Source organism: Mesorhizobium sp. M2A.F.Ca.ET.039.01.1.1, from assembly GCF_003998035.1.
In the GTDB taxonomy this organism is placed as follows: Bacteria; Pseudomonadota; Alphaproteobacteria; order Rhizobiales; family Rhizobiaceae; genus Mesorhizobium.
This window is the reverse complement of the sequence record NZ_RZRY01000047.1, coordinates 1-18,300: the sequence shown is the minus strand read 5'-3', so window position 1 is coordinate 18,300 and position 18,300 is coordinate 1. Positions and strand designations below refer to the sequence as shown.

Sequence of the window (18,300 nt, the reverse complement as noted above, 5' to 3'; positions counted from 1 at the left end):
ATTCTCTATGGAGCGCTGGTCGACCCCCACTCCGTCTCGGCTTCGCCGAGCCACCTCTCCCCCGATCGACGGGGTAGAGGAAAAGCGCCGAGCTTCCAGCAACGCTCCCTTCCTTTCCCTCCGGAGGGGGAAGGTGGCGCTGCGAAGCAGCGACGGATTGGGGGAACCACGTGGCAATCAAACCTCAGGTCGATCAGTCACGCCGTCACAGACGATGTGTGCATGGCGTAGAAGAAGGTGGGCCGAGCAAGGGCGCTACCGCTTCGGCTCCACCCCCATTGCCGCCGACTGGCGCCGCAACTTGCGCCTCTCATCGCCCGGCATGTCCAGCGGCGCGACATCGCCAGGCACCTCGTTGATGATCCTCACGGCGACGCGATAGGCGGTGTAGGCGAAAAGGCCGGTAAGCAGCAGGCGGATCATCATCGTCTCCTCATGCGGTTGATTGGCTTTCAACCGGACGCGGACCGGTTGGTTCCGCCTCACGCGCAACCAAACCGCCATCGCCTCGTTTGCCCTTTATGAAAGGGGCGAACGAGAGGAGGTCGTCATGATGAAGCTTCCTGTGCTGCTGGCTCTTGCGGCAGGGCTCGTGCTCGCCGCCTGCGACAACAGTGTGCAACCCACCAAGGCGCCGGGCGACGAAGTCAACCAGAACCCTCAGGTCGACAAGAACCCGGTGCCGAAATCGACCACGGGCGGCGACCAGCCGGGCACGCCTCCGAAGCAATAGGGCAGGGCGAGTCGGGTTATCGTCGGCCCTAAAGGTCAAGTTATCGTCGGGCTGGAAGAAGGCCGGCGCTGCTTGGGAGGAAGCTGGATAGCGCCGGCCAAGCGGGAAAATCAGGCCCGCCGCGCAATCCAACATAGCTGAGTCTCGGCCTTGCGTCATGGTGCGATCGCGCTAGCCGGCTACAGTCAGTGGAAACACCCGGAAAATCCTGACGCTGCGCGAGCGGCGCTGCTTAGGCCACCGCCGCGCGTGCCGGCTGTCCGCCGGTGATCTCCATGTCGAGTTGGCGCTGCGTCAGCGCCGCTTCGGCCAGGATCCATTGCTTGAACAGTTCCACCTTGCGGGCGCCGAGCGCCTTGATGGGGCTGACGAAGTACCAGCCCGCCGTGTTGGGATGGTGGACCGCGAAGGGGGCTACCAGCCTTTCGGCACGGATGTCGCTTGCCATGTAGGCGCGGTTGGCGACGGCGAAGCCCATGCCGGCATTGGCCGCTTCGTAGGACATCATGCAGCTGTCGAAATAGACGCTTCTCGTCTCGCCAAGCACGAAGCTCGCGCCGGCGAAGCCCAGCCACGACTGCCAGTTCTGCGTGCAGGTGTCCGAATGCAGCAGCGTGAAGTAGCGCAGGTCCTCCGGCACCACCTTCGACAGCGGCTTGTCGCCCAGCACGTCGTGAAACAGCTTGCGGCTGCACACCGGCGTCAGGTCTTCCTTGAACAGCAGTTCCGAGGTGAGGCCGGGGAAATTGCCGTCGCCGTAGCGGATCTCGAGATCATATTCCGAGGTCGCGAATTCATGCGTGGCGTAGGATGTCGACACCCGCATCTCGATGTCGGGATATTGCTGCTGGAAGGTCATCAGCCTGGGAAACAGCCAGCGCGCCGCGAAGGTCGGCAGCACGCAGATCCGCAGCACATGCGCCTGCGACTGGCCGGTGGCCTCCATGCTGGCCGCCACGATCCGTTCCAGCGCCTCGCGCACGCGCGCCACATAGGTCTCGCCCTCCGGCGTCAGCGACACCGCGTTGCCGCCGCGCTCGAAGATCTTGAAGCGCAGCTGGTCCTCCAGGCTCTTCACGCGCTGGCTGACGGCGGAAGCGGTGATAAACTGCTCTTCGCCGGCGCGCGTGAAATTCCTGTGCCTCGCGGCGCTTTCCACGATTTTCAGCGAGTTGAGGTTGACCTGACTGAGCAGACGCACGGGGTTTCGACCTTAAGCTGGGCTTACGCTACCACCAGCATTCCTAAATTTACAGGGGTAGGCGTTTAAATGACTGTTAACCAAGTGTTGCCCCCATCTTGGAGAAAGTACAATGAACGCCCATACAATTCCCGAACTGCGCTGTGCAATGAGCCGCGAGGCCATCATTGGTCATGAGACGGCCTGGAAAGTGTCGGGCTTCGGCGTCGCCCAGTATCGTCACGGTTACGACCCGGCTCTGCTTGCCGCGATCGAGGAAGCCGCCCTGAAGCTGAAGGCCAGCCATGCCGTTCACAAACATCTCGACCTCACCTTTATCACCGGCGCGGACCGCTATATTCCCGAGATCAAGGAGCTTTTACACGACAAGCTGCGCTTGGAAAGGCTGTCCGACATGATGGGCACCAAGCTCGAACCCTATCCGCTGTCGATCGTCGGCTCGACCGTCACCTTCATGAACCCCAGGGACGGCGCCGTCGAATGGCATTGCGACGGCGTTCCGGTGACGGAGCTCATCCCGCTGTCGATCAGCGACCCTCTCATCGGCGGTCATCTCGAGATCTATTGCGACGATTCCGAGACCGGCCGCTCGATCCTGGAATCCGGCCGCGACCTGCCGCGCAACAAGATCATGCGCATCGACCACAAGATGAACTACGCCACGCTCGGCCAGTTCCTGGGCGTGCTCCACCGCACCGCGCCGATCCAGCTCGGCGAGCGCGTCACGCTGGTGCTCAACCAGCGCTCGGCGACCAAGCCCTATGTCGACGATAACCGCATGTTTTACCTCGCCGCCGACAATGACCATGACCGTGCCTGGGTGAACGAGCTGGCCGAGGATGTCTGGACCAACCAGCTGCCCGCCTATCGCCGCCATGCCGAGGAGCATCCCATGCCGCAGCCCGCCGCGGAGCCGGTTTCCGGCGGAGCAAGGGAGTCTTGGTAGTGACCAACGATCCGGTCGAGCGCCAGCCGCGCCCAGCGTCGCTGAGCCTCGGCCCGGCCGTGGCGGACTGTCGAGACCATCCCAGCGCCGCCCCGGCGGCGGCGCTGGCCTTCGCCCTCGGCGCCGTGGCGCTGTGGGCGACCAACGCCCTGGTCGGCAAGACGCTGCTTGCCCTCTATCCGGTATCGCAAGTGCAGTTCCTCCAATTTTGCGGGGCGGCCGCCGTGTTTGCGCTGATCCGACTTTTCCCTTCTCCCCTTGTGGGAGAAGGTGGCCTCGCGAAGCGAGGTCGGATGAGGGGTGCTGGACGGATCGCCGACGCTGGAGTTTCTTCCAACACCCCTCATCCGTCTCGGCGCTCTGCGCCGATCCACCTTCTCCCACAAGGGGAGAAAGAAGGAGTCTCGCTTGCCGCCTATGCCGTCGGCTTCCTGGGGCTGGTCGGCACCATGGTGTTGCAATATATCGGCTTCGCCTCGATGCCGGTCATCGAGGCGAACCTCGTCGCCTATACTTGGCCGCTGATGACCGCCGCGGCCGCTATTCTGCTGGGCCGGCCGCGCCGTCCACTGTTGCTTGGCCTGGCCGCGGCTGTCGGCTTCGCCGGCGTGGCGCTGGTCATTTCCGGAGGGCGCGCGCAGACCTGGTTCGAAGGCGGCAGCGTTGTCGGTTATCTCGCCGCTTTCGGCTCGGCGCTCTGCATGGCCTTCTACTCGCTTACCGTCGGCCGCCTTGGCGTGCCGCCGGAACGTCTGCTTTTGCCCTCGGCGCTGATCGGCGTCGCGCTCACCTTTGCCTGGTGCCTGCATGACGGCGCCGGACGCCTGACCGGTGGGCATCTCCTGCTCGGCCTCTATCTCGGCGCCGGCCCGATGGGGCTCGGCTACTATTTCTGGTCGCGCGCGGCAAAGCTCGATCACGGCGGCAGGATTGCGGTCGTCGCCTATCTGACGCCAATCGCTTCCACGTTTCTGCTGACCCTGTCGGGCGAAAGCCTGTCGATGACGGCTGTTGCCGGCGCCGTCCTCGTCATTGGCAGCTGCCTCGCGGTCGGCATCGAAGGTACGGAGACCACGCACAATGTCCAGAATGCCCGTTGACGAGGACGAACGCCGCGCCAGACAGGAGGCGCACTGGCTGGTCAGGGAATTTGGCGCGGAAGCGCCGCTCTATGCGGCCATGAAGGCGGAAAAGGCTATTGAGCAAAAGGACTTTGGCCGCTGCGCGCGCTGGAAACGCGTGCTGGAAATCCTGTCGGACAGCCCTTCGGCGGATGTCAGGCGCGGCGTCGCCGTCAAATGAGCAATTTGCCCTGGCGCCGGCGAATCGCGAAAGGCCCACATCCAGCCGGCGGATTGTCATTGCCGTGGCCGGACTTGGCCTGAACTTCGATTTTTCAGCAACTTCCTTGGCCGACCCAGTGCAACCGGAGGTTCTACGTATCCTGCCGGACCGTCGGTTCTATAAAGCATCTGTTATAGCTATTAGAAATCCTAACTTGCGCCTTCGCAGCTCGCGTAGAAACATAACCCGGTATTGAGTCGCGTAGCTTTACTGACTCTGGACGGTCCGTTGGGGGACAGGTCCAATTCGATACACCGACAAAAGTCTTAAAAACGAGCTGGCGATTTGAGGGCCGGCAGAAGGTGAAAAAATTGTCCAACATCGACGATAAGACCGCAATTGAACTGACCGCCGACATTGTCTCCGCCTATGTCGGCAACAATCCGCTCCCTGCTTCCGGCCTGCCTGATCTGATCGCCAGCGTCAGCGCGTCGGTGCGCAAGCTCGCCGGCGGCAGTGTCGTCAAGGAGGCGGTGGCGCTGACGCCCGCCGTAAACCCGAAGCGTTCCGTCTTCCCGGATCACATCGTCTGCCTGGAAGACGGAAAGAAGTTCAAGTCGTTGAAACGCCACCTTGCGACCGATCACAACCTGACGCCGGACGAATACCGCGCCAAATGGGGCCTGCCTGCCGATTATCCGATGGTGGCGCCCAGCTATTCGGCGACCCGCTCGGCGCTGGCCAAATCTTCCGGCCTCGGCCGCAAGCCGGCCAGCGGTGACGCGGGCAAAGGCAAGCGCAAGGGCAAGGCCTGAGGCCGGACCTAAAGCATGTCTCCCGAAAGTGGGAACCGGTTTCGGGATCAAGACATGCGACGCGCTTTAGCTGCTGCCTGAGGCAATGAGTGACGCCGCGCCATCGTCATGGCGCGGCCGTCGGACCGCTCTCGGCATGTTGCGTCGCCGCGTGACTGGTTTCCGTAAACGCGCCGAACACCCGGCATCAGTTACGGGGCGGCTTGCTCTCGTCGTGGCGGTCGGGGTCCCGCTCGGCGGCGAGGCTGTCCGCTTCGACGGCGGTCATTTCAAGAAGATAGACGAGCATCTGGTAGCGCGTGCGCGAGAGCATCTTCGCCAGCCTGCGCGCGATCTCCGCCACATATTTCAGCGTTCGCAGATCGTTGACCGCTTCGCCCATCGTGAGCTCCTGACATAGCCGAGTTATCGTTGGGGCCGAGTTATTGTTGTGGCCAAGTTCTTCATTGGCGCTCACGCACGACTCACGGCGCGCTCACAGATTTGCAGTTCGCAACGAAAACTGAAATCGATTTTCGACAAGCACAACGGCCGGCCCCGCAGATTCTGGCCCTTTCTTCATGGTAACGCCGCGCAACGCTTAAATATAAGCCGAAGCTGAACTTGTGGTTCGTCCGCTTGGCCTGGCTGATTTCCCCGCCGGGAAAGCCGGTGCCGAGCGGCAGCCCGGCAGGGCGGGCGCTTCTCTCACCCCTTATACGCGGAACAGAAGGCCGGCGGATTGTCGTTGCCGATCATGGCGCAGCCGCGCTCGATCTCGTCGATCATCATGCTGCATGCGTTCTGGCCATTGCAGGGCGGGTTGGTCGCTGGCGAAACCTGGACGCATTGCGAGACATATTGGTCCGACTTCGCCTTGCCGGCGGATTGCACGCATGGCCGCGTGTCGTTCTGGCTTGCCTGGGCAGGGGCGGGTTTCGCAGGCGCGGCCTTGGCCGTCGCAGGCGCGGCCTTCGCAGGCGCGGCATTGCCGCTGCTTTGCGGCACGCAGGAGAGATCGCCCTCCGGGCATTGCAACTGGTGCTGCAACTGCGCCAGTCGCGCCTTGGTCAACTCCGCCTTGCAAACCCCGACCAGGCTCGAATAGACCGAGCCATCGGCATAGGGCTGGGTGCGGAAGGCGCATTCCTTGTCGCGGAAGGGGATCCAGGCGCGCTGCGCGTCACGCAGGCGCTTCAGGTCGGCGGGAGCGAGACGTGCCGCCAGTGCCTTGTAGACAGCGTTGAGCCCTGCGTCGGCCGAAGCGGCATTCGCGGTCGTGCAGGTGGCAAGGTCGGCCTGCGTCTTCGCCGCCGAGCAGTCGACGGCTGCCGCGCGGGCGGCGGGCATGGTGAGAAACAGGCCGGCCGCGATCGCGAAAATCGCGACCGCGAGCGAGGCCGAAAGGAGCGAGGTCTTGCCCGACATATCGTCTGCCCTCTGTTTGAAACGGCCCCGGCGCCTGTGCCAGCATAGGTTGAGGCAATAGCGGCGATCAACGCCAAATCTGTGACGTGGCAAGCAATGTATGACCGGCGGGCGAAAGCCGGGAGTGTACGATTTCACTGCTTGTGTGGAGATGCCCGGCGCGGCGGTGGGCGCTGCCCAGCCAGCCTCTCAGTCATTCAAGGGGCGACGGCCGGAGTTCCCGCTTTCGATCTGGATCAGCAGGTGTTCCGTCGCGCGCCTCACCACGGGGGAGATTGGCTGTGTCGGTGCCCCGCTTGTCGATTCAACTGGAAGAGCAATCGGAGCGGTCTCGCTCTCGAACAGAACCACCTGCGTCGCCAGCGCGGTTGTCGTGGCGACCTGGAAGAAGATGAAGGCGAGGGCGAGATAGCGGATCACGGGCTTCCCAACGCTTTGGCCGGCGACTGGTTCCAGTCCATCGGGCTTTTTGTTGAACGGGTCGCGGAGCGCGGCAGGCCTCGTCCGGGCGCTGGCTCTTGCGAAGCGCCGATCTCCCGTGCAAAAGCCCGCTATGCTTATCATCAACGACCTTACGCTGCGCATGGCGGGGCGGCTGCTTCTCGATCATGCCTCATTGACCCTGCCGGCCGGCACCAAGGCCGGCCTTGTCGGCCGCAACGGCACCGGCAAGACCACGCTGTTCAAGGCGATAACCGGCGATTTCCCGTCGGAGACCGGCTCGATCAGCCTGCCGAAGAACACGCGCATCGGCCAGGTGGCGCAGGAGGCGCCTGCCACTGAGGAACCGCTGATCGAGATCGTGCTGAAAGCCGATGTCGAGCGCCAGGCTTTGCTCGAGGAAGAGAAGACCGCGACCGATCCGCACCGCATCGCCGAGATCCACACCCGGCTGGCCGACATCGACGCGCATTCGGCCGAATCCCGCGCCGCCACGATCCTGGCCGGCCTCGGCTTCGACGATGCCGCGCAACGGCGGCCGGCTTCGTCCTTCTCCGGCGGCTGGCGCATGCGCGTGGCTCTGGCCGCCGTGCTCTTCTCCGAGCCCGACCTTCTGCTGCTCGACGAGCCGACCAATTATCTCGACCTCGAAGGCACGCTGTGGCTGGAAAACTACGTCTCCAAATATCCGCACACGGTGTTGCTGATCTCGCATGATCGCGACCTGCTCAACCGCGCCGTCAACTCGATCGTTCACCTCGATCAGAAGAAGCTCACCTTCTGGCGCGGCGGTTATGACCAGTTCGAGCGCCAGCTGACCGAACAGCGCGAGCTGCAGGAAAAAAGCCGCGTCAAGCAGGAAGCGCAGCGCAAGCATATGGAATCCTTCGTCGAGCGTTTTCGCGCCAAGGCTTCCAAGGCGAGGCAGGCGCAGTCGCGCCTGAAGGCGCTGGAGAAGCTAAAGCCGATCGCCGCGGTGGTGAACGACACGGTGCGGCCGTTCTCCTTCCCCGAGCCGGTCAAGACGGTGGCCTCGCCGATCGTGGCGCTGAACGGCGTCAATGTCGGCTATACCGAGGGCAATCCGATCCTGAAGAAGATGACGCTGCGCATCGATGCCGACGACCGCATCGCGCTGCTCGGCGCCAACGGCAACGGCAAGTCGACCTTCGCCAAACTGCTCGCCGGCCGGCTGAAGGCCGAGACCGGCTCGATGACGATCGCGCCGGGCCTGAAGGTGGCGATCTTCGCCCAGCACCAGCTCGACGATCTGCGCCCGGAGGAAAGCGCCTATGAGCATGTGCGCCGGCTGATGCCGGACGCGCCGGAAGCCAAAGTGCGCGCCCGCGTCGCCCAGTTCGGCCTCTCGACCGAGAAGATGAACACGGCCGCCAAGGACCTGTCCGGCGGCGAGAAGGCGCGGCTCTTGATGGGGCTATCGGCCTTTGAGGGACCGAACCTCTTCATCCTCGACGAGCCAACCAACCATCTCGATATCGACAGCCGTGAATCGCTGATCCATGCGCTGAACGACTTCCCGGGCGCCGTGATCCTGATCTCGCACGACAGGCATCTGCTCGAAGCCACGGCCGACCGGCTGTGGCTGGTCAAGGACGGCGCGGTCAATCCCTATGACGGCGACCTCGAGGACTACAAAACCCTGGTCACCGGCGTCTCGTCCAACCGTCGCGAGCAGAAGGAAGCCGACAAGGCCTCCAAGGCCGACCGCCGTCGCGAAGCCGCACAGCGCCGCGCGGCACTCGAACCCCTGGCCAAGGAGATCCGCGCCACCGAGGCGCTAATGGACCGCATCCGCAAGCGCATCGACCTCATCGAGGACGAGCTCGCCAACCCGGCGATCTACGAGAAGGACCCTTCGACCGCGACGCGTCTGGCCAAGGAGCGCTCGCAACTGGCGCACACGCTGGCGCAAAACGAGGACAAGTGGCTGACGATGTCGGCGGAATATGAGGAAGGGATCGCGGAGTGATTAGCCAATCTCCCCCCTTGTGGGGGAGATGCCCGGCAGGGCAGAGGGGGGCGCTGTCCCGCCAGCCTGTCAGCTTGTTACGCGATCAACTGCCGTCGGCCAGAGTAGGCATCTCCAAGGCCGCGTTCCTTCGCGCCCCCCTCTGGCCTGCCGGCCATCTCCCCCACAAGGGGGGAGATTGGCTAATTGTCTCTGGCCCTACACCTCTCCGGCAAAACCCGCTACACACGCGCCATGAACCAGCACGCCAAGCTCCGGATCGGTCATTCGGCCTGCCCGCATGACTGCCCCTCCACCTGCGCGCTCGAGGTCGAGCTGCTCGACAACAACCGCATCGGCCGCGTCCATGGCGCCAAGGCGAACAGCTATACGGCGGGCGTCGTCTGCGCCAAGGTCGCGCGCTATGCCGACCGCGTGCATCACCCGGACCGGCTGCTGAAGCCGCTGGTGCGCGCGGGCGCCAAGGGCGAGGGCGCCTGGAAGGAAGCCAGCTGGGAAGCGGCGCTCGATCTCGTGGCGGAAAAATTCATCGCGGCGGAAGCGAAATACGGCTCGGAGACGGTCTGGCCCTATTTCTACGCCGGCACGATGGGGCTGGTGCAGCGCGACGGCATCGAGCGGCTGCGCCACGCGAAAAAATACTCAGGCTTCTTCAGCTCGATCTGCACCAATCTCGCCTGGACCGGCTGGATGATGGGTGTGGGCGCCTTGCGCGGGCCCGACCCGCGCGAGATGGCGAAGGCCGATTGCGTGGTGATCTGGGGCACCAATGCGGTGGTCACGCAGGTCAACGTCATGACCCACGCGACGAGAGCGAGGAAAGAACGCGGCGCGAAGATCGTCGTCATCGACATCTACGACAACGCCACGATGAAGCAGGCCGATCTCGGCCTGGTCTTGAAACCCGGCACCGACGGCGCGCTCGCCTGCGCGGTCATGCATGTGCTGTTCCGCGATGGGCTCGCCGACCGCGCCTATCTCGAAAAATACACCGACGATCCGCGTGGGCTGGAAGACACCTTCGCACCCGCACGCCCGAATGGGCGGCCGCCATTACGGGCCTGAGCGTCGCCGAGATCGAGGCCTTCGCAAAGCTCGTCGGCACGACCAAGAAAACCTATTTCCGCCTTGGCTATGGCTTTGCGCGCCAGCGCAACGGCTCGATCAACATGCACGCCGCCTCCTCGATCGCCGCAGTCACCGGCGCCTGGCAATATGAGGGCGGCGGCGCCTTCCATTCCAATTCCGGCATCTTCAAGCTGAACCAGGACGTGCTCGAAGGCACCGCGATGCGCGATCCGAACATCCGCTATCTCGACCATTCGCGCATCGGCCCGGTGCTGACCGGAGCCGAAGACGCGCTCTATGGCGGACCGCCGGTGACGGCGATGCTGATCCAGAACACCAATCCGGCCAATGTCGCGCCGGAGCAGCGGCTGGTGAAGCAGGGTTTCCTGCGCGAGGACCTGTTCACCTGCGTGCACGAGCAGTTCATGACCGATACGGCCAAGCTCGCCGACGTCGTGCTGCCGGCGACGATGTTTTTGGAGCATGACGACCTCTACAAGGGCGGCGGCAACCAGCACATCACGCTCGGCCCCAAGCTGATCGAACCGCCGGAAGGGCCGCGCACCAACCACTACGTCAATGAAGAGCTCGGCAAGCGGCTGGGCGTCGGCGATCGTCCAGGCTTCGGCCTGACCGAGCGCGAGCATATCGACATCATCCTCGGCAAGCGCGGGCTCGGCAGCTTCGACAGCTTGAAGGCTGAGAAGTGGGTCGACCTGCAGCCCGACTTCGACGACGCGCATTTCATCAACGGCTTCGGCCATGCCGACAGGAAATTCCACTTCCGGCCAAACTGGACAGGGCAGTCGGCGCCCAACCGGCCGCCGAAAAGCATGGGTCTGTTCGGCCCGGTCGATCGGCTGCCGGAATTCCCCGACCATGTCGAGCTGATCGAGGTGGCGGATGAGGAGCATCAGTTCCGGCTGGCGACCTCGCCGGCGCGCAACTTCCTCAATTCGAGTTTTGCCGAGACGCCGGTGTCCAAGGCAAAGGAAGGCAGACCCGAACTGCTCATCCACCGCGAAGATGCCGCCGCGCTCGGCATCGAGGATGGCGGCCGCGTCGAGGTCGGCAACCGGCGCGGCGACCTTGTACTGCACGCAAGATTCTTCGACGGCGTGAAGCGCGGTGTGGTCATCGCCGAAGGCATCTGGCCGAACAGCGCGCATGAGCGCGGCGAGGGCATCAACGTGCTGACCGGCGCCGACGCGCCCGCACCCTATGGCGGCGCCGCCGTCCACGACAACAAGGTGTGGCTCAGGGCGCTCTGATCACTTCGCGGTCTGCCATGGCCTGACAGCTCACCAACTGGGATCTCGGCCTTCCAGCTCATCGTCCGGGGCGACTTGCGGTTGGCGAGCGAGACTGGCGTAAGGGTCCACGTAAGCCATCTTGAGCGCGTCGCCCACCAACCGGGATATACCGTTGAGCGATGCGCCGATTGCAAGCCTCGCAAAGCTTCGCCGCGGCAGTTTGAGGGGTCGGCCGGTAATCGGGGCTGTGGTGAGGATGTCAGCCATGATGTCCTCCTGTGACGGGCACAATGGCAGCGCTTCCCGCCCAGGTCCTTGGCTTGAACCTGAAGAGTCCTGAACGGCTCTGAAATTGCTTGAAGCGAAGAATTCCGAACGGCCCTGACGTTCGCCTCAAAGGTCATCTTGGATTATCCTGCCCGGGAGGGTGGGTTCTTGGCGATGGACTTGGAGTTTGGGAACTATCGTTTGAGACGAGCCGAACGGCAGTTGCTAGGCCCGAAAGGGCCTGTGGAGCTTTCGGCTCGTTCCTTCGACATCCTCGCGATGTTGCTCGACAGGCCCGACGAGGTGGTCGGCAAGGCCGAACTTCTAGATGCGGTCTGGGCCGGCGTGGTGGTGGAGGAGAACACGCTTCAGGTTCACATTTCGGCGCTGCGAAAGCTGCTGCCTGCCGAGATGATCGCAACTGTGCATGGTCGCGGCTACAAATATGCAGGCCCGAGGCCCTTCGCGGTAACGGCAGATGGTATGCCGTCCAGACCGTCCATCGCCATACTTCCCTTCGACAACATGAGCGGCGACCCGGAGCAAGACTATTTCAGCGACGGGATCACCGAAGACATCATCGTCGAGCTCGGCAAATACAAGGAGTTCCTGGTCATTGCACGGAACTCTTCCTTCCAGTTCCGCGGCAAGGCGCATGACCCGGCGGAAGTGGCAAGCAAGCTTGGCGTCCAATATGTCGTCGAAGGCAGCGTCCGCAAGATCGGCAACCGGGTGCGGGTCACCGTGCAACTGACCGATGCGTCGTCGATGGCTCATATCTGGGGCGAACACTACGACCGGGAACTCGACGATATTTTCGCGATCCAGGACGAAATCACCCGGATGATCGCGGCGCGTCTGGCCCGGCAGGCCAGGACCGCGATCGCGTCGCGCGCCAGGGCCCGGCCGACCAACAACATGTCGGCCTATGAGTCCTACCTGCGGGCGCTGCAACTGGCAGCCGTCTACGACACGGTGCTCGAAGCGGAGCCATTTCTGTGCCAGGCGGTAACGCTCGATCCGCAGTTTGCGGCCGCCCACGCCATGTTGAGCTTCGTGGAATCCATCAAATACTATTGGGACTACAACAATCCCGGCCATCTGCATTCCGGACTGGAGATCGCGCGGACGGCATTGGGCCTTGATCCCGACGAAGCCTATGGGCATCTCGCCACCGGCTTCGCTCACTTGTACCTGCGCCAATTCAGGCAAGCTGAAATCAGCCTTGACCGGGCGGTTGCGCTCAATCCGAACGATCCCTTCATTCTCAGCATCCGCGCTATTTTCCTCAATCACACCAACAGGCCGGAGCAAGGGCTCGAAGAAATTGCCGAAGCCCAGCGCCGCGATCCTTATGCCGTAGGATGGTATGACGACTTCCGGGGCGTCCTGCTGACAACGGCGGGGCGATATCGCGAGGCGGCTGCCTGCTACGCGAAAATGGCGACCGTGACACCGTGGTCGCTCATTCGCCTTATCATCTGCCATTTCGAGCTCGGCGAAATCAGCCAAGCGCAAGACGTCCTGGCGAAGGTCAAGGCGCATTATCGCGGAATGAGCCTTGATCAGATCGTCGATACCGAAGTGGACTTTTATCAGGACGCCGCCATATGCGGCCGCTACCGCGAGATCCTCGATCGTGTCGACAAGGCGCAATAGGTCCGTCGCGGCTCATAGCCCGGCTACTTCGCCGCCTGCGCGTCCAGCGTCTTGATCTCTTCGGCCGCAGCCTTGCGCGCCGCCGCCTCGACACCGGACCCGCCCTTCGCCTTAGCGAAGGCGATGATGGCCGTGCGCGTGTCCTCGTCGCATCCCTCCGAGCCGACGCCGTCGACACCGGCTTTCTTCGCAGCAGCAAGCACGGAGTCGCAGGCGTCCGGCGCAAAGGCGAACTGGCCCATCATGGCGCCGAGCGTCAGCGGGTCTTGCAGGCGCGGATCGTCGCGGATCGCCTGCAGAGTGGCGCCGCCGACCGCCTTCGATTTCCGGTCCTGCGCAATCTGTGTCAGGTCGAAGATGAACTCGAATTCCGGCTTCTCGACGCCCTCGGGTTTCGACACCAGTATGTCCAGCGCGTAGCGGGTGATCTCATCCGGCATGACGACCGAGCGAATGGCCCTTGCCTGATGGTAGTTGCGCACCAGTACCCAGCGCGAGGGCAGGTCGCCGTAGCGGGCGAGAATGCCGAGCTGCTTGATGGCAGCAAGTTTCTGCTTGTCGGTCTTGGCGGCCTGCGCCTGGGCGAAGACCTTGTCGCGGATGCGGTTGACGACGTCCGGGTCGAGACCGCCGGGAGCCGGTGCGGCCTGCTGCTCCGCCGTGGTTTGCGGGCGGGGAGGGTCGCCAAGCGGACCCTTCGCATCGACCCAGGCGGCGAGCGCCTTGCGCGCGTCGGGGCCGAAATAGCCCTTCGGCTCGCCCGTATAGAAACCTTCGCTCTTCAGCGTCGTCTCGATGGCGACGCGGATCTCGTCGGGCAGCGCCTTGCCGATGCCGACAAGGTTCTGGTCGTCGAGGCCGGCCGGCGCCTCGCGAAATGCATCCATCACCGCGCCCGCGATCGCCGCGTTTCCGGCGCTGGAGGCCGGTCCGGAAAAGAGGCCGCTCAGCTCAATGCCGGCGTCGTTGGCGCCGAACACACCAACGCCCATCCTGCCGATGCCGTCATTGTAAAGGGCGATGCGATCGGTGATGCCTTCGCGCAGCGTCATCAGATGGTCGAAACTGTCGAAGGTGAACGCGTTGGCGAGCTTGCTCTTGGCCTTGAGCGAGCCGAGCCGCGCCGCCTCGCGCCAGGCATGCAGCCGCTCGCGCGGGTTCTTGTCGACGCCGAGACCATCGTCATAGGCATCGCCCAGCAGCACCATCGCTTCGACGCTGCCGAGATTGGCGGCGTTGATCAGCATGGTCGTCGCCCTCTGGTCGTCCTGCGGATAGACCACGCCCTTGCGCAAAAGATTCGCGTGCAGGAGATAGGCCTGCTGTTGCTTCTTGGCCTCGCCTTCGTCGATCAGGACCTTCAGTTGATCGTCGCTCAGGCCGTCGTCGCGGCGCGACGGGCGATAGCTGGTCGAATCGAGGTTGGCATATTGCGTCGAGGCGTAGAGCCAGAGCGCGTCGCGGTCGCCCGCGTCCGCCAGCGGCTTCAGCATGGCGCGCGCCACATCCTCGTTCTTGAACCGCTGATCGTCCGACAGCTGCAGCCGCGCCAGCGCCAGCGCAGCACCTGGTTCGCCGGCCTCGGCGGCGTCGCTCAGGCGCTCGACGAGCTGGTCCGGATGGTCGATCTGAAAGCCGTCATAGTCGGGAAGCAGCTTCGCCAGCCTGATGCTGGCGTCGAGGTCCCACGGGGCATTGAGCAACCGGATCGCCTCGCGCGGCTGGCGGCCGACGAATTTGCCGTCGAGCAGCAGGCCGGCGAGCATTGGCCCGGCGCCGGCGACGTTTTTGGAGGGGGCACGCAGCATGGCGATAGCGCGCTTGCCGTCGGCTGGCCCGCCTTCGCCCTTGGCCAGCATGTCGGCCAGCATCGGTATGGCATATTGATCGTTGGCGACGCGCGCTTCCAGCAATTGCCTTGCCTTCGCCGCGTCCTGCTGTGTGCCTCGGCCGAGCCGCAGCGCTTTGATATAAGCGAGCACCGACGCTTCGGGCCCGCCAGTGCCGGCCTTGGTATCCGCAGCAACGGCCTGAAAAGCCTTGTGCTGCTCCTCGGCGGCAAAGCCGTCGTTCTCCAGCGTCGTCCGCGCAATCAGCAGCGGCATGGCGGCACGGAACTGGCTGTCCCATTCGCCGGGCGATTGGCCCTGGGCCGGCGCGTCGATGACGCGTTGCGCGGTCTCGACCACCTTGTGCGCATCGCGGCGCAGCAGCGGCCCATCGATATACTGACGCAGCAGCGTCTCGAGCGCCGTGAGATGGCCGGCAGCGCCTGCCTTCTGCAAGGCTTCGAGCGCCATGTCGCGCGAGACAGGTAGCGGACCGGCGTCGGCGCCGTCGCGCCGATGCACCGAGTAGACCTCGTAGAGCAGATAATTCGCCTCGGGACTGCCGCCTTCGGCGATGAGCTTGATCTGCGGCAGGAGAAAGGCAAGCCCCGGCTGATTGAGCGCGACCTGGACCCGCAGCCATTCAAGCGTCAGCCGCTTTTCCTGTGGCGCGCCGAGCATCGCCGCCTGGCATTTGTCGGCCAGGGTTTTGAGCTTGGTGAGATCGAAGTCTTGCGGAAAGAGCGCGCCATATTGGACAGGCGGCGCCTTGGCTTCAGGATCGAGCGGCACGGAAGCGCCACGGTCGCAGACGCTGATCGCTTCGGCAAGCGCGGCTTTCTTCGCCGCATCGTCCGCAGCCTTTTTGGCCGCGTCGTCGGATTTTTCGGAAGACGCCTGCGCTCCCAGGGCCGCCCCGGCGATGGGCGTCAAGGCGAGGCAGGAAAGAACCAGGGCGTGCACTGGCCGCAGCATGAGCGTCCCCCTCGGACTTGGTCCGGGCGCAGCCGGACACAGGCGCTAAATTAGCATGTCGCGTCAGCGATGATGAGTGTGGCGCTTCACATTCGCGTATAGTTCGCCCTCGTATCGCCCGCATGTCGCGGCCCGCAGTCGTTTGAATCAATTTGCCAAGGCGGCGTGCTAGAGGATTGTCACGACTCGGATTTTCGACAGGATCGCCATGCCGCAGCCGCTGAAAATCGCCATCGCCGGCGCGCTCGGTCGCATGGGCAGGCAGATGGCGGAGACCGTCGCCGCCGATCCGCGGCTGCAGCTCGTCGCGCGCTTCCATCGGCCGGGCAGCGCGGGCGAGGGATTGGTCGAGCGCGACGAAGCGCTGGCGCTTGCCGACGTGGTGATCGACTTCACCACGCCCGCGGCGTCCGCCGAACTGGCCAAAGCCTGCGCGGCGCGCGGCGGTCCGCCGCTGGTGATCGGCTCAACCGGTTTCACCGCCTCGGAGTTGGCCGCAATCGCCGAGGCGGCAAAGACAATCGCCATCGTGCGCTCCGGCAGCTATTCGCTCGGCCTCAACATGCTGACCGGCCTGGTCGAGCAGGCCGCGAGGGCGCTTGGGCATGATGACTGCGACATCGAAATCCTCGAAGCGCATCATCGCTTCAAGGTCGACGCGCCGTCGGGCACGGCGCTGATGCTGGGCGAAGCGGCTGCGCGCGGACGTGGCATTGAACTGGACGATGTGGCCAGGCGCGCCCGCGACGGCCTCGTTGGTCCGCGCGGTGCCGGCGAGATCGGCTTTGCCGTGCTGCGCGGCGGCGGCATCGTCGGCGAGCACAGCGTGAGCTTCCTTGCCGAAGGCGAGACGCTCACGCTTTCGCATGCCGCGGGCGATCGCTCGATGTTCGCGCGCGGCGCCATCGCGGCGGCGCTCTGGGTCGCCCGGCGGCCGCCCGGCGAATACGATATGCGCCATGTGCTGGGCTTTGGCGCCGTCTGACCCGCTCGTATTGCAGGATTTCGTTTCAGCAGCCGTCAAAACGGCTGAAAGCCAGCTGAAAGCTTGGCCATGCCATGACAGTTTTGTGGCGTTCGCCACATGAGCGGCTGGGAGTGGCCGCGAGGAGGAAATGCGGCGCGCTGCGTCGCCCAGTGGAGGAAGTTACGTGACCCGTCTCATCTCTAAACGCGTCCTGCGGTCGGCGCTGCTGACGCTTGCCATGGTTGGCGCTGGCGCATCGGCGGCCTCGGCTGCCGACAAGATCACCATCATCGTCGGCGGCATGGAAAAGCAGATCTATCTGCCGGCCGTGCTTACCCAGCAGCTCGGCTACTTCAAGGATGAGGGGCTTGACGTGGAGTTGGTGAACTCCCGCGCCGGCGTCGAGGCCGAGAACGAATTGCTGGCCGGCGCGGTGCAGGGCGTCGTCGGCTTCTACGACCACACCGTCGACCTGCAGTCGAAGGGCAAATACATCCAGTCGATCGTGCAGTTCAGCCAGGCGCCGGGCGAGGTCGAGCTGGTCTCGGCAAAGCACCCCGAGATCAAGTCGCCGGCCGACTTCAAGGGCGCGACGCTCGGCGTCACCGGCCTCGGCTCCTCGACAGATTTCCTCACCCAGTATCTCGCCGTTCGCAACGGCCTGAAGCCCGGCGACTACACGCTGCTTCCGGTCGGCGCCGGCAACACTTTCATCGCCGCGGTCAAGCAGGACCAGATCCAGGCCGGCATGACCACCGAGCCGACCATTGCCAAGCTGCTCCAGACCGGCGAGGCCAAGGTGTTGGTCGACATGCGCACGCCCGAGAAGACCAAAGAAGCGCTGGGTGGCGACTATCCGGCGGCCTCCTTCTACGTGCAGTCGAGCTGGCTTGAGGGTCACAAGGACGAGGCGCAGAAGCTCGCCAACGCCTTCGTCAAGACGATGAAGTTCATCGCCGGCCATTCGGCCGAGGAGATCGCCGACAAGATGCCGAAGGACTATTACGCCGGCAACAAGGACCTTTACGTGCAGGGCCTCGCCGGCGGCAAGGCGCAGTTCACGCCAGACGGCCGCATGCCTGCCGATGGTCCTCAGACGGTGCTCAAGGTTCTGTCGACCTTCTCCAAGAGCCTGCAGGGCAAGCAGATCGACCTGTCGAAGACCTACACGACCGAGTTCGTCGACGCGGCCAAGTAGGCGCCGGCAGGCGAGGGCGGACGGATCCGTCCGCCCTGAAAAACAAGGACTTGCGCCGGCTGCCTGATTCAATCCGGCAGCTGCGCCTTGAGATGCCGGCGAGCAGGCCACCGGCCCGAGCCGCCATTCTCGCATCACCACCACAGGAGTGTGCCATGCAATCGCAGACCATGGCTGCGGAGAAATTGTCTCCCGCCGCGCCGCCGGCCGATGCCGCTATAGCCATTGACGATGTGACGCTGCGCTTCGTCACGCCGGACGGCCACA

Annotated in this window: 16 protein-coding genes and 1 pseudogene; 10 read left to right on the top strand and 7 right to left on the bottom strand. The window is 64.2% G+C overall.

The genetic code is table 11. From position 1 onward, the window contains the following. Positions 1 to 255 precede the first annotated feature (255 nt). Positions 256 to 426: a hypothetical protein gene (locus tag EOA24_RS41465; protein WP_189342025.1), complete on the bottom strand. Its 171-nt coding sequence runs from the start codon at positions 424 to 426 to the stop codon at positions 256 to 258. Between the two features lie 124 nt (positions 427 to 550). On the opposite strand from EOA24_RS41465, the gene EOA24_RS06680 reads away from it, so the two are divergent. Continuing rightward, positions 551 to 733: a hypothetical protein gene (locus EOA24_RS06680; protein ID WP_095816012.1), complete on the top strand. Its 183-nt coding sequence runs from the start codon at positions 551 to 553 to the stop codon at positions 731 to 733. A gap of 232 nt (positions 734 to 965) precedes the next feature. On the opposite strand, the gene EOA24_RS06675 is transcribed toward EOA24_RS06680, so the two are convergent. Next, entirely contained in the window at positions 966 to 1,934 is a 969-nt protein-coding gene (locus EOA24_RS06675) for a LysR substrate-binding domain-containing protein (RefSeq protein ID WP_127251448.1), read from the bottom strand. A 112-nt stretch (positions 1,935 to 2,046) separates the two neighbouring features. On the opposite strand from EOA24_RS06675, the gene EOA24_RS41460 reads away from it, so the two are divergent. The 4 genes from EOA24_RS41460 to EOA24_RS06645 all read left to right on the top strand — a co-directional run bounded on the left by EOA24_RS41460 (position 2,047) and on the right by EOA24_RS06645 (position 4,979). Further along, the gene (locus EOA24_RS41460; RefSeq protein WP_189343186.1) at positions 2,047 to 2,880 is read left to right on the top strand and encodes a hypothetical protein; all 834 of its coding nucleotides are present in this window, start codon (positions 2,047 to 2,049) and stop codon (positions 2,878 to 2,880) included. Between the two features lie 41 nt (positions 2,881 to 2,921). After that, a complete protein-coding gene (locus tag EOA24_RS06655) occupies positions 2,922 to 3,980 on the top strand; it encodes a DMT family transporter (protein ID WP_245467329.1) in 1,059 nt (352 codons plus the stop codon). After that, the gene (locus EOA24_RS06650) at positions 3,961 to 4,182 is read left to right on the top strand and encodes a hypothetical protein (protein WP_245463237.1); all 222 of its coding nucleotides are present in this window, start codon (positions 3,961 to 3,963) and stop codon (positions 4,180 to 4,182) included. The genes EOA24_RS06655 and EOA24_RS06650 overlap by 20 nt, the downstream gene beginning before the upstream one ends. A 353-nt stretch (positions 4,183 to 4,535) precedes the next feature. Next, positions 4,536 to 4,979 (top strand): MucR family transcriptional regulator, encoded by a 444-nt coding sequence (locus tag EOA24_RS06645; protein ID WP_126078187.1) that lies wholly within the window; start codon positions 4,536 to 4,538, stop codon positions 4,977 to 4,979. 187 nt (positions 4,980 to 5,166) lie between these two features. Here the strand turns inward: EOA24_RS06645 and EOA24_RS06640 are convergent, their stop codons facing one another. The 3 genes from EOA24_RS06640 to EOA24_RS06630 all read right to left on the bottom strand — a co-directional run bounded on the left by EOA24_RS06640 (position 5,167) and on the right by EOA24_RS06630 (position 6,806). Further along, on the bottom strand, positions 5,167 to 5,361 hold the full coding sequence (locus EOA24_RS06640) for a hypothetical protein (RefSeq protein WP_126078186.1): 195 nt from the start codon (positions 5,359 to 5,361) through the stop codon (positions 5,167 to 5,169). A gap of 305 nt (positions 5,362 to 5,666) precedes the next feature. Continuing rightward, the gene (locus EOA24_RS06635; RefSeq protein ID WP_126078185.1) at positions 5,667 to 6,386 is read right to left on the bottom strand and encodes a lysozyme inhibitor LprI family protein; all 720 of its coding nucleotides are present in this window, start codon (positions 6,384 to 6,386) and stop codon (positions 5,667 to 5,669) included. A gap of 189 nt (positions 6,387 to 6,575) precedes the next feature. Then, positions 6,576 to 6,806: a hypothetical protein gene (locus tag EOA24_RS06630; RefSeq protein WP_126078184.1), complete on the bottom strand. Its 231-nt coding sequence runs from the start codon at positions 6,804 to 6,806 to the stop codon at positions 6,576 to 6,578. Positions 6,807 to 6,939: 133 nt separating this feature from the next. On the opposite strand from EOA24_RS06630, the gene EOA24_RS06625 reads away from it, so the two are divergent. Continuing rightward, the gene (locus EOA24_RS06625) at positions 6,940 to 8,817 is read left to right on the top strand and encodes an ABC-F family ATP-binding cassette domain-containing protein (protein WP_126078183.1); all 1,878 of its coding nucleotides are present in this window, start codon (positions 6,940 to 6,942) and stop codon (positions 8,815 to 8,817) included. A gap of 234 nt (positions 8,818 to 9,051) precedes the next feature. Then, a pseudogene (locus EOA24_RS06620) lies at positions 9,052 to 11,156 on the top strand (molybdopterin oxidoreductase family protein). A 30-nt stretch (positions 11,157 to 11,186) separates the two neighbouring features. On the opposite strand, the gene EOA24_RS06615 reads toward EOA24_RS06620, so the two are convergent. Beyond that, the gene (locus EOA24_RS06615; RefSeq protein ID WP_126078182.1) at positions 11,187 to 11,405 is read right to left on the bottom strand and encodes a hypothetical protein; all 219 of its coding nucleotides are present in this window, start codon (positions 11,403 to 11,405) and stop codon (positions 11,187 to 11,189) included. A gap of 243 nt (positions 11,406 to 11,648) precedes the next feature. On the opposite strand from EOA24_RS06615, the gene EOA24_RS06610 reads away from it, so the two are divergent. Next, positions 11,649 to 13,064, top strand: coding sequence for a winged helix-turn-helix domain-containing protein (locus EOA24_RS06610; RefSeq protein WP_245501766.1), 1,416 nt, complete (start codon positions 11,649 to 11,651; stop codon positions 13,062 to 13,064). A gap of 23 nt (positions 13,065 to 13,087) precedes the next feature. Here the strand turns inward: EOA24_RS06610 and EOA24_RS06605 are convergent, their stop codons facing one another. Beyond that, entirely contained in the window at positions 13,088 to 15,868 is a 2,781-nt protein-coding gene (locus tag EOA24_RS06605; RefSeq protein WP_126078181.1) for a sel1 repeat family protein, read from the bottom strand. 208 nt (positions 15,869 to 16,076) lie between these two features. Here EOA24_RS06605 and dapB point away from each other — a divergent pair, with 208 nt between their 5' ends. Next, a complete protein-coding gene (gene dapB / locus EOA24_RS06600; protein ID WP_126078180.1) occupies positions 16,077 to 16,853 on the top strand; it encodes a 4-hydroxy-tetrahydrodipicolinate reductase in 777 nt (258 codons plus the stop codon). Positions 16,854 to 17,073: 220 nt separating this feature from the next. Further along, the gene (locus EOA24_RS06595) at positions 17,074 to 18,033 is read left to right on the top strand and encodes an ABC transporter substrate-binding protein (RefSeq protein ID WP_189343322.1); all 960 of its coding nucleotides are present in this window, start codon (positions 17,074 to 17,076) and stop codon (positions 18,031 to 18,033) included. Positions 18,034 to 18,300: the final 267 nt, after the last annotated feature.

Coding starts and splice junctions, on each gene's coding strand:
- EOA24_RS41465 (WP_189342025.1), bottom strand. CDS start 426: ATGATGATCCGCCTGCTGCTTACCGGCCTTTTCGCCTACACCGCCTAT.
- EOA24_RS06680 (WP_095816012.1), top strand. CDS start 551: ATGATGAAGCTTCCTGTGCTGCTGGCTCTTGCGGCAGGGCTCGTGCTC.
- EOA24_RS41460 (WP_189343186.1), top strand. CDS start 2,047: ATGAACGCCCATACAATTCCCGAACTGCGCTGTGCAATGAGCCGCGAG.
- EOA24_RS06650 (WP_245463237.1), top strand. CDS start 3,961: ATGTCCAGAATGCCCGTTGACGAGGACGAACGCCGCGCCAGACAGGAG.
- EOA24_RS06640 (WP_126078186.1), bottom strand. CDS start 5,361: ATGGGCGAAGCGGTCAACGATCTGCGAACGCTGAAATATGTGGCGGAG.
- EOA24_RS06635 (WP_126078185.1), bottom strand. CDS start 6,386: ATGTCGGGCAAGACCTCGCTCCTTTCGGCCTCGCTCGCGGTCGCGATT.
- EOA24_RS06625 (WP_126078183.1), top strand. CDS start 6,940: ATGCTTATCATCAACGACCTTACGCTGCGCATGGCGGGGCGGCTGCTT.
- EOA24_RS06615 (WP_126078182.1), bottom strand. CDS start 11,405: ATGGCTGACATCCTCACCACAGCCCCGATTACCGGCCGACCCCTCAAA.
- EOA24_RS06605 (WP_126078181.1), bottom strand. CDS start 15,868: ATGCTGCGGCCAGTGCACGCCCTGGTTCTTTCCTGCCTCGCCTTGACG.
- dapB (WP_126078180.1), top strand. CDS start 16,077: ATGCCGCAGCCGCTGAAAATCGCCATCGCCGGCGCGCTCGGTCGCATG.
- EOA24_RS06595 (WP_189343322.1), top strand. CDS start 17,074: ATGGTTGGCGCTGGCGCATCGGCGGCCTCGGCTGCCGACAAGATCACC.